This window comes from Thioalkalivibrio sp. ALE16, from assembly GCF_000381305.1.
GTDB lineage: Bacteria > Pseudomonadota > Gammaproteobacteria > Ectothiorhodospirales > Ectothiorhodospiraceae > Thioalkalivibrio.
The window spans coordinates 183593-194587 of the sequence record NZ_KB906358.1; the positions used below are offsets into that span (position 1 = coordinate 183593).

Here is a 10995-nt window from a genome sequence, read left to right on the forward strand (position 1 = left end):
CGCTCACTCTCCTTTCCTTGAGTGTCTGGGCCGCTGGCCGGCCTCTACCCTCCGGCGGCCGGCCCCTACAATAAAGGCTCGACCGGAAGAATCCGGGTCACGCCGGAGACGAACCGCCGCCACAGCCCCGCCTTGGGCTCGTAACGGTGGGCATTGCCGGAGCCGTCCCGCCACACCAGGCCGCCGGTCGCATCCCGCCCCACCCGGTAGGCCACCTGCGGCCGAATCCCTTGTTGATGCAGCGCCGCGAGCCGCTCCACCAGAACCGGCTCGCGCAGGAACACGCCCGACTCGCTGTTGGTATGCGCCGAGCGCGGATCCAGATTGAACGAGCCCACAAAGGCCTCGCGGCCGTCGAACACCAGCAGCTTGGTGTGCAGGCTGGCCTGCGAGGCATCGATCCCGCGGTCACGCTCCAGGCGCGCCCAGCGTGGCGGCCCGGTGGGGCGCAGCTCGAACAGCTCCACGCCGGCATCCAGCAAGGCGTGGCGCCGGCTCGCATAGCCCGCATGGGTAAAGGCCACATCATTGGCGGCCAGCGAATTCGTCAGCACCTGAATCCGGACCCCCGCCTCGCTCATGCGCGCCAACTGGGCCGCCCCGTCGCGCCCCGGCACAAAATACGGCGACACGATCAGCAGTTCCTCTTCAACGCCCAGCAGCCGCTCGCCCAGCGCATCCGCAACCCGCGAACCCTCGCCGCGCCCGCGCGCCTTGGCCTCGTCATCCACCACGAACTCGGCCTGCGTAGTCCACACATAGGCTGCCGCATCCGCCACCGGCTGCGGCACCGGCAATCCGTTCAGGGGCTCCATCTGCATCAGGGGGTGGGTGTGGTTCTGTGCCAGCCAGGCGCGCAAGGCCCCCTGCTGCATCGCCAGCCGTTCCGGCGAGGCATTCTCCCGCGCCAGACGCGCGACCCCGATCGCCCCCGGACTGTTCCAGAACTCCACAAACGAAAGATCGATCTCCCGGACCAGCGGCCCCACCACCACCAGGTCCAGGTCCGCGAAGTTGTAGTCCGGGCTGGCCTCGAAATACTCGTCCCCCACATTGCGCCCGCCCGTGATCGCCAGATGCCCATCCACGATCCAGGCCTTGTTGTGCATCCGGTGGTTCAGGTCGCTGCCGCGGAAGAAGAACTCCGCACTCGCGCGCAACAAGCCCTCGCGGCTGCGAAACGGGTTGAAGACCCGCACCTCGATATTCGGGTGCTGATCGATCGCGGCCAGGGTGGCATCGCGCCCGCGCGCATCGATGTCATCCAGCAGCAGCGACACCCGCACCCCGCGATCCGCCGCCCCCAGCAGCTCGCCCATCAGCACCCGGCCCGCCGCATCGTCGCGCCAGATGTAGGACTGAACCTGGATGCGCTCGCGTGCCATGCGCACGCTCATCACCCGCCAGCGAAACGCTTCCGCCCCCTCGTCCAGCAACCGGAAGCCCGTCTTGCCCTCGTCCCGGGCCGGCGGATGCCCCTGCAGCCAGGTCGCCAGCGGCCCCTCGCTCGCCGGCGGCTCCAGCCCCTGCCAGGCACGCTCCGGCGCCGGCTGCAGCGGGGCACAGCCGGCCACCAGCGCCAGCAACAGCACCGCCACAAGCCAGGAAAACCAAACCGGATAACGCATCACCAAGCCATCGCCGGACGCGAAGCCCCCCTTTCAAACCCCACGCGAGCGCTCAGCCTGCCGCCTCTACTCGGCCCTGTCGACGCGCCCGCCCGAACCCCGGACACAAAAAAAGCGAGCCGGGCGGACCCTGACTCGCTTTTTTCTACAAACTGGTAGGCGCGATTGGACTCGAACCAACGACCCCTACCATGTCAAGGTAGTGCTCTAACCAGCTGAGCTACGCGCCTGTCGTCTTCGAGCCGCGTATTGTACCGACTCCCCGCCCCCTGTCAAAGCCCATCGCAACGCATCCCCGTCCGGCTTTCCCAGGGGCAACGCGACGCCGCTGACCCGACCAGTCTGCGCGACAAGCCATCGCTCAGTCATACCGCCCGGCGAACTTGAACCAAGGGGGCTCACCATGCACCCGAAGCGCATCACGGTATTCGGCGGCACCGGCTTTCTCGGCCGCGCCACGGTGCACGAACTGCTCGACGCCGGGCACACCGTGCGCATCGCCTCACGCCGCCCGGTACTACCCGATTCTCTGCAAAATCATCCCCGAGTGGAGCACTGCCGCGCCGACATCCGGGACGATGCCGATGTCGCCCGCGCCGTGGAAGATGCCAGGGGCGTTATCAACGCCGTCAGCCTGTACGTGGAGCAACGCAACCTGCGCTTCACCACCATCCACGTCGAAGGCGCCGCGCGCCTCGCCCGCGCCGCCCACAGGGCGGGCCTGGAGCGCGTCGTGCAGATCTCCGGCATCGGCGCCGACAGCCGCTCGCCATCGTCGTACATCCGTGCCCGAGCCGAAGGCGAAGCCGCCGTCCTGCACGAATTCCCCAACGCCATCATCGCGCGCCCCAGCGTCCTCTTCGGCCCGGGCGACGCCTTCCTGCGCAACCTGGCCGGCCTCACGCCCCTGCCGGTCATCCCCCTGTTCGGCCGCGGCACCACCCGCCTGCAACCGGTACACGTCAGCGACATCGCCCGCGCTCTCGCAAGCCTGTGCGCAGACGAGCCGCCCACACACCCCATCTACGAACTCGGCGGCCCGGACATCCTCACCTACCGCCAGATCGTGGCCCTGGTCCTCACGCACCTGGGCCGCAAACGCCCCATGCTGCCCATACCATTTACCGTCTGGCACGCCCTGGCCGCCCTCGGCTCACTGCTCCCCAATCCACCCCTGACCCGCGACCAGCTCTACCTGATGCAACAGGACAACATCGCCAACCCCACCCTCGGCACCTTCGCCGACCTCGGCATCACCCCCTACTCGCTCGAACAATCCCTGCCCGGCTGCATCCCAACCCGCTAATCCCAGCCACCACATCCACCCCGCCTTCCCGCCTCCTGTTGGAGCCTGCTTGCAGGCGAAGCCCCGGCCAAAGCCGGACACAGTCAAAGGCTTCGCGTGCAAGCACGCTCCCACAGCACGCTCCCACAATTTGTGCCCCACCCCACACCGTCATCCCGGCCGCAGCACCCCTTCGTCATCCCGGTCGCAGCGAAGCGAAGAGCCGGGATCTCCCACGCCCGAACCCACCACGGCACTACACACCTCACCCCAAGGGCCGAACCCCACAGGACAACCGCCAACAGAATCGGTAAGGTCAGGCCCAACACGTAAATGGACATGCGTCACATGGATGGACTCGCGGCCCGCCCGGCCCACGCCGAAGAATCCGGCCCCGCCCCTATAGCCGCGCCCGAACAGGTCGAGGCCTTTCTCGACCGCTGGCGCGACACCGGCGGCTCCGAGCGCGCCAACTACCAGCTCTTCCTCACCGAGCTGTGCAAACTACTGGACCTGCCCCACCCCGACCCGGCAAGCGACGACACCGCCGACAACGCCTACGTGTTCGAACGCCGCGTCACCATCCGCAACCCGGACGGCAGCGAGAACCGCGGCTACATCGACCTCTACCGCCGCGGCTGCTTCGTGCTGGAGGCCAAGCAGACCGGCAAGGGCCTGCACACCCAGGGCTGGGACAAGGCCATGCTCGCCGCGCAGAACCAGGCCGACCAGTACGTGCGCGCCCTGCCGCAAGACGAAGGCCGCCCGCCGTTCATCGTGGTCACCGATGTCGGCCGCAGCCTCGAGCTCTACGCCGAGTTCTCCCGCTCCGGCGGCACCTACGTCCCCTACCCGGACCCGAGCCGCCACCGCATCCGCCTGGAAGACCTGCGCGACCCCGAGATCCAGCAGCGCCTGCACCACCTGTGGCTCGCGCCCGACCAGCTCGACGCCAGCAAGCACGCCGCCCGCGTCACCCGCGAGGTCAGCGCGCGCCTGGCCGAGCTCGCCAAATCCCTGGAACAGCACGGCTTTGATGTCGAGCGCGTCGCCCACTTCCTCAAGCGCTGCCTGTTCACCATGTTCAGCGAGGACGTCGAACTCCTGCCCAAGGGCAGCTTCACCGCCCTGCTCGAGCGCCTGCAGCAGAACCCCGAACACTTCCCCGACGCCATGCGCTCGCTGTGGGAGACGATGAACACCGGCGGCTATGAAGGCCAGCTGATGCACAAGCTGCAGCGCTTCAACGGCGGCCTGTTCCAGAACATCGACCCCATCCCGCTCAACGCCGACCAGATCGGCCTGCTCATCCAGGCCGGCAAGGCCGACTGGCGCTTCGTCGAACCCGCCACTTCGGCACCCTGCTAGAACGCGCGCTGGACCCGCGCGAACGCCACAAGCTCGGCGCCCACTACACCCCGCGCGCCTACGTGGAACGCCTGGTCATGCCCACGCTCATCGAGCCCCTGCGCGCCGAATGGAACACCGTGCAGGTCGCCGCCGAGGCCTGGCTGCAGCAGAACAAGCCCGACAAGGCCCTGGACGAACTGCACCGCTTCCACCAGCGCCTGCGCGAAGTGCGCGTGCTCGACCCCGCCTGCGGCTCCGGCAACTTCCTCTACGTCGCGCTGGAACACCTCAAGCGCCTCGAGGGCGAAGTGCTCAACCTGATCCGCGACCTGAGCGCCGGCCAGGCCACCTTCGACACCGAAGGCCTCACCGTCGACCCGCACCAGTTCCTCGGGCTGGAGATCAACCCGCGCGCCGCCGCCATCGCCGAAATCGTGCTGTGGATCGGCTACCTGCAATGGCACTACCGCCTGCACGGCCGCCTCAGCCTGCCCGAACCCATCCTGCGCGACTTCCACAACATCGAATGCCGCGACGCGCTGATCGAATACGACAGCCGCGAACCCATGACCGACGACCACGGCCAGCCCGTGACCATCTGGGACGGCATCAGCTACAAGAATAGCCCCGTCACCGGCGAACTCATCCCCGACGAAACCGCCCGCACCCCCGTCTACCACTACAGCAACCCGCGCCGCGCCGAATGGCCCGAAGCCGACTACATCGTCGGCAACCCGCCTTTTATCGGCGCCGCCACCATGCGCCGTGCACTGGGCGACGGCTACGTGGACGCCGTGCGCAAGGTCTTCAAGGGCATCGTCCCGGACTCCGCCGACTTCGTCATGTACTGGTGGCACATCGCCGCCGAGAAGGTCCGCAAGGAGGAGGCCCGACGCTTCGGCTTCATCACCACCAACAGCCTGCGCCAGACCTTCAACCGCCGCGTACTCGAACCGCACCTGAACGACAGCAAGAAGCCTCTCTCACTCGCCTTCGCCATCCCCGACCACCCCTGGGTGGACAGCGCCGACGGCGCCGCCGTGCGCATTGCCATGACGGTCGGCGTGCCCGGAGACCAGCCCGGTACTCTGCGCCACGTCTTCAACGAACGCGATACGGACGACGATGCCCGCTCCGTGGACCTCAGTCACAGGGCGGGCAAGCTCTTCGCTGACCTGACCATTGGAGCCAACATCGCAGGCGCCATCAGCCTGCAAGCCAATCAAAGCATCAGCAGCCCTGGCGTGAAGCTGCACGGCGCCGGCTTCATCGTGCCACCGGACGAGGCAGCGGAACTCGGTTTGGGCAGAACGCCCGAAACCGACCGCGTCATCCGCGAGTACCGCAACGGGCGGGACCTCACACAGCGACCACGCGGCGTCTTGGTCATCGACCTCTTCGGGCTCTCCTCCGACGAAGTAAAGGACCACTTCCCCGCGATCTATCAGTGGGTGCTTGCGCGAGTAAAACCTGAACGAGACGCCAAGGGACACACCAAGGACGGCGCCGGATATGCCAAATTCTGGTGGCTTTTCGGAAAACCACGCCAAGAATTACGGCTCATGCTCAAGGGGCTCGCCCGCTACATCGCCACGGTCGAGACCACCAAGCATCGCGTCTTCCAGTTCCTCGATGCGGACATCCTGCCCGACAACATGCTGGTGAACATCGCCATCGACCGCCCTTCAAGCTTGGGTGTCCTCTCCAGCCGAATTCATGTTTCCTGGGCCCTGGCGATGGGCGGCACACTGGAAGACCGTCCGCGCTACAACAAGACCCGCTGCTTCGAGACCTTCCCCTTCCCGGAACTCGACGACCAGCAGGCCGCCACCATCGGCGACCTCGCCGAACGCATCGACGCCCACCGCAAGGCACGGCAGGCCGAACACCCGGACCTCACCCTCACCGGCATGTACAACGTGCTGGAAAAACTGCGCGCCGAAGAACAGCTGAGTGCCAAGGAACGCGCCATCCACGAACAGGGCCTTGTCTCCCTGCTTCGCGAACTGCACGACGACCTCGACCGCGCGGTCTTCGACGCATACGGCTGGAACGACCTCGCCGACCGCCTCGTCGGCCGTCCCGGCGCCACCACCCCGCTGCCGGACAAACCCGCCGACCAGGCCGAAGCCGAAGAAGAACTCCTCAGCCGCCTCGTCGCCCTCAACGCCGAACGTGCCGCCGAAGAAGCCCAGGGCCACATCCGCTGGCTGCGCCCCGACTACCAGGCCCCCGAAGCCACCCAGACCACCGCCACACTGGAAGCCGAACCCGAGGCCGCCGCCGACACCCCGACCGAACCGGCCAAAAAGCCCACCTGGCCAAAATCCATGCCCGACCAGGTCGAAGCCGTCCGCCGCCTCCTCGCCATCGGCCCCCAAACCCCGGACGCCCTGGCCAGCCGCTTCAAGCGAAAACCCACAAAGTCGATCACCCAGGTCCTCGCCGCCCTCCAGATCCTGGGCCAGGCCACGACCGAAAACGACCACTGGCGACTCATATGAACACAGACCCCAACTCTATTTATACATCCGTCCAATCCTGCACTACGACTGGAAGCTACCCGGTTCCGGATGTAGTGACAGCACTTTATCTCGAAATTCATTATAGGCATCACGGACTCCCGGTGAGGCCGGTCGATGTCGACACGAAGCGAAAATTTCGTGATACTGAGAAAAACGGGAGCGATCCTTCCTCAGATCGCCTGACCACCTAACCCAGCCGTCGTGATGGGTGCGCGATAACACCACGCCATAGCAATAATTATTGAGCGAGCGTACAAAGTTATCGCAAATAGTCGCCATCTCTTGAATTTTGTCGTATTTCAGAATAATAGTCTTTTCAACATTTTCCTTGTGATCCTCAAAACCAAGCGCCCACGCATTTTTAGAGCCCAGCTTCCCAAAGCGATGTACAATGCAATGCCGCACCTGGCAAACCCTTATGTACTGAGTTGCAATATTCTTTACCATCCGCTCAGCTGGCCCCCGCTTAAACCCCAAGTAACGCACCAAAGATTCGGAAATGCTTTTCACATTCAGAAACGTCAAATCTTCGAATAGCGCCTCTGTCATGATCTCCCTATCATGGTTTAGTGCAGACGAGAACGGAATGGGCTCTCTGGCAGATGCAACGTTTGACGCTTCATCCACGCCAATTATGCGCACAAGCAAGGAACGGATATAACTCTCTACGGCTGACACATACCCCAATACCATCAAGTGCCCAAGTTCATTAGGCATTGAAAGCGGATCTTCACATAATTTGTTTATGCTTATAATCGAACGAATAAACTCGTCCACTGGCGACAGCGCGGCACGCGGCTCTTCTTCCGAAAAACAGCACTCTATCGCCAGTTGCGGCGAAGTTTGCTCATGAACAAGATTCATAAATTATGAGAAAAACTCTTCTTCGACTGACTTCGCTAGACGATAGATCTTGTTTGCCCTTTTTTCACCGATATGTCGCGCCTTTCGAAGCTCACTTGCCGGGTCCGCGCTCGAAACAATATCCCCCAGCGTCCGAATATCTGTCTGGGACTTTATCCTTTCCTTCTGCTTTTCAGTAATAGGCAGTTCATCTACCGGGATCTTCATGCATTCCTCAAATATGCTAGGATCTATCAGCCGCGCACCACAATTATGGCAATAGCTTTGATGGTCCGAGATTCTCTCTGTCCCACAGTCTTTACAAGCTGGGAGATTTAGTTCAATCCTGCGGAGCGCATCGGCATCTAAGATGCTCTCCATTTTTCGCCTTATTGGATGCTTTTTTTCAGGTGCCTCAATCCCACTGATTATTTTCGCTGGACTCCAACCGCGGCCCTTAACGAAAGCTCGGCGGTCTATCAAAAAGCCATAGTGCGGCATAAATCGCCCGTAATCCCGATCTGGCCCATGCGAAACAGGAGGAAGTTCGTATAACAGACCCGCCTCCACCAAAAACCGGATCATACGTTCCCGTTTCTGATCATCGTTTTTAACTAGCCCAATTATTGTAGCCTTACGTTCGGGTATAGATTCTTCTGTATGCCGTTTTGCCTCTTCTACCATTCCCTCGAACACGTCCCACCCGACCCTGATGATGTCGCGGTACTGAGGCGTCTTGTCTGCCAACGAAAAGTATTCGCTCTTTCTAAAGCCCACATGCCCATTGATAACCTTATTGAATTGCTGTTGAACGGACTGTGACTGTTCATCGATGAATTGCCGGCACATTGTAATGAACGCTCTGGGAATTCCAAACGCCGCATACGCCAGCAATTTAGATACATCTGCGCCAAGAAGATCCCCGGTAAGGCCGAGGCGGTCGCGGGCGATCCTTTCCATGAAGACGCCGTATTTCTCATCATTAACGTTTAACCACGCCTGCACCTTCTCTGCATCATGGTCTGCGTGGAATCTCGGTCCATACTCGGTGGTCCCCGGATAGACCGATGCTTTGGGCGAAATCTTTAACGTCTTTAGGCTGCGAAAGATATCAAAAAATTCAACCATGTACTCAGGGGTTAGAACAAGTGCGGCATCATCAAGCATCAACACCACTCGCCTGCGCCGCTGATTCACCATGATCGTTTCTAATAGCGCAGTGACCTGGCTGATCGAAAGCGAACGATGAGCTTTGTTCATGACCGAGGGGTCTGCCCCACGCTCTGCCTCCGCAATGAATTCGCGAAGTGAACCGGGATTTAGTGCCGGCTGGTCCTCGGATGCGGTTAAATAGCTATCAGGAAAATCCTCATGGACGGCAATCAGAATTTTGGCGAGAACCCAAGAATGAAAAATCTGTAGAGCCTCTCGTGAATCTCGGAGGTATGGCTCCAAATTGTAGTACCGTGTGAACGACACATACACGGTTAATGGACCGCTTTTGTTGTCTTTACAGGAGAGATGTGCATACCGAAAGTGATGCGTTTTTCCTGACCCTCGGGGCCCAACCAAAAGCTTCGCACCAGACTGTATGATCTTTCGCTGGATTGACCTGAAGTATTCGTGATCTACTGTCCATCCATATAATTCGTCGCCCTCGAGGAAGTCAGCTCGCTCAGCGTACTTAGTCGCATCGTCCTCTTCAGTCATGATAAAGGCCTTACAATAGGGGCATGGCGTATGTCATCTTTGGTGAGGTAGCGTGCACATGTACCTCGAGCGATCCGCCTTAGGTACGAAGCTATATCCCCGCTCACAATGGACCCGGCCAAGGTCAGTGCCGACGCCGTCGAAGGGCGGACTCGGAACACACAATCCGTGAGTATCGCTTGACCGCTCGTGACGAGCGCCATTTCGCCAACGACGCGGCTGCCTACGCGAGAGACTACAATGTCACCTGGTTCCGCCATAATGTGCATCGTGCCTTTAGGGCGGGACCCGGTGGCCCGGGAGAGGAACAGACGCTTGTGCGTGTCGGTCTGCGCCGATCGGATGGTACTGGTGTGACAAACGTGGGTGTGGTTTGGTGCATCTTTGGCCGACAGCCGACCTCGCTGAACCTCGAATCCCGCTGACTCTAGTGTACAAACTTCACGATGGGCACGAGTAATCGGTGCATTCGGAAGCCCCTCATAATATTTGTAATCTAGCCTGTGAGCTCCTTGGCGCGGACTTATTCGGATACATTCGAACGAACCGGCTCGTTGTAAGTGAACTCCATCTTGGTCACGCTTAGCTTTAATATAAAGGGCGTAACACTTCGCCTCAGTATCGCAGAACGAATTCGGCGGGAGTTCGGTGACCTTCCGAAGATGATATTGATCCAAGAGCGCAGCGCGGGCTCGAGAGTATGATTCGCCGCTAACGAAGCTTTCGGGAAGAATTATGGCGACTTCGTTGTTTTCGTTTAGATTTCGTAACGATTGAGCTAGAAATCCACAATGTGAAGCAAAGGTGGTTGAACTTCTTTCCAATACGCTCGAGAGGCCTGCACTATCGAGGACATCCCGAATGTAGGCGGTCACAGTCCGCCGATGGAAAGGTGGGTTGCTGATAATTACGTCGTGCGCTAGATCATTCTGCGCGGACAGGTTCTCAAACCGTGGCGTCAGGACGTCAACTTGGGTGTATCTGTATTTAGATAGAGGAACACCGGGGAAGATTATGTCCCTCTCTGGGGCTAAGTCGACGCATGTGGCCCTTATTTCTGGCCATCGATTGATAGCGGCTTTTGTTAGCGAGCCTGATCCGAACCCAAGGTCGATTAGGGTGGACGGGCAGGCGGTATCGATGCCATCGACTAATAGGGAACTGGATGGCTCAGTGGTATAATAACGGCCAGGATAGTGGTTCATAGTGTTGACCAGTGGGATGTCGGTCGATTGTGGTTGTAGATGGTATCAGGACGCCAGTGCCGCCGGAAGTCACGTGAGAAACGCGAAAAAACGGGGACAGATTTATTTTCTCTGCCAAGAGGAGAAAGAGGACACCCATCTTCTGCCGTCATCCCGGCCGGAACGAAGCGTAGAGCGGGGATCTCTGGTGTCCGCTCCTGCCCCGGATGGTGATACATAACGGGGTCGGACCACGGTAACCCTCTGTAGGCACGAGACTTTTCTACGCGCAGGGGCGGTTTCTGGGACACCATAACGGGGTCGGACCACGGTAACCTACTGTAGAAACCCGAGAAAGAGGACGGTGCGATCAACCGGTCGATGCAACAGCAGCCATGAGTTTATCCGCCGGGGTGGCATAGCCCAAGGTTTTACGGGGTCGCTGATTCAGTCGAAGGGCGACCTCATTG

At 60.9% G+C, this 10995-nt stretch carries 5 protein-coding genes, 1 tRNA gene and 1 pseudogene; 2 read left to right on the forward strand and 5 right to left on the reverse strand.

The annotated features are described in order from the left end of the window. Nucleotides 1-65: 65 nt before the first annotated feature. The gene (locus F627_RS0106265; protein WP_019558004.1) at nt 66-1628 is read right to left on the reverse strand and encodes a phospholipase D family protein; all 1563 of its coding nucleotides are present in this window, start codon (nt 1626-1628) and stop codon (nt 66-68) included. Between the two features lie 153 nt (nt 1629-1781). Continuing rightward, nucleotides 1782-1858, reverse strand: a tRNA-Val gene (locus F627_RS0106270). Between the two features lie 173 nt (nt 1859-2031). Here F627_RS0106270 and F627_RS0106275 point away from each other — a divergent pair. Next, the gene (locus tag F627_RS0106275; protein WP_019558003.1) at nt 2032-2934 is read left to right on the forward strand and encodes a complex I NDUFA9 subunit family protein; all 903 of its coding nucleotides are present in this window, start codon (nt 2032-2034) and stop codon (nt 2932-2934) included. A 327-nt stretch (nt 2935-3261) separates the two neighbouring features. After that, nucleotides 3262-6767, forward strand: a pseudogene (locus F627_RS15585) (class I SAM-dependent DNA methyltransferase). Nucleotides 6768-6809: 42 nt separating this feature from the next. On the opposite strand, the gene F627_RS16905 reads toward F627_RS15585, so the two are convergent. Genes F627_RS16905 through F627_RS17315 form a run of 3 tightly spaced genes read right to left on the reverse strand, consistent with a single transcriptional unit; the run spans nt 6810 to nt 10546 of the window. Further along, on the reverse strand, nt 6810-7652 hold the full coding sequence (locus tag F627_RS16905) for a hypothetical protein (protein ID WP_155987101.1): 843 nt from the start codon (nt 7650-7652) through the stop codon (nt 6810-6812). Nucleotides 7653-7655: 3 nt separating this feature from the next. Next, the gene (locus tag F627_RS16910) at nt 7656-9341 is read right to left on the reverse strand and encodes a zinc ribbon domain-containing protein (protein ID WP_155987102.1); all 1686 of its coding nucleotides are present in this window, start codon (nt 9339-9341) and stop codon (nt 7656-7658) included. Next, nucleotides 9338-10546, reverse strand: a complete 1209-nt coding sequence (locus tag F627_RS17315; RefSeq protein WP_081630725.1) for an N-6 DNA methylase — start codon at nt 10544-10546, stop codon at nt 9338-9340. The genes F627_RS16910 and F627_RS17315 overlap by 4 nt, the downstream gene beginning before the upstream one ends. Between the last annotated feature and the right edge of the window lie 449 nt (nt 10547-10995).

What these genes read in the sequence shown, in the direction of transcription:
- F627_RS16905 (WP_155987101.1), bottom strand. Translation starts at nt 7,652, where the DNA reads ATGAATCTTGTTCATGAGCAAACTTCGCCGCAACTGGCGATAGAGTGC.
- F627_RS0106265 (WP_019558004.1), bottom strand. Translation starts at nt 1,628, where the DNA reads ATGCGTTATCCGGTTTGGTTTTCCTGGCTTGTGGCGGTGCTGTTGCTG.
- F627_RS16910 (WP_155987102.1), bottom strand. Translation starts at nt 9,341, where the DNA reads ATGACTGAAGAGGACGATGCGACTAAGTACGCTGAGCGAGCTGACTTC.
- F627_RS0106275 (WP_019558003.1), top strand. Translation starts at nt 2,032, where the DNA reads ATGCACCCGAAGCGCATCACGGTATTCGGCGGCACCGGCTTTCTCGGC.
- F627_RS17315 (WP_081630725.1), bottom strand. Translation starts at nt 10,546, where the DNA reads ATGAACCACTATCCTGGCCGTTATTATACCACTGAGCCATCCAGTTCC.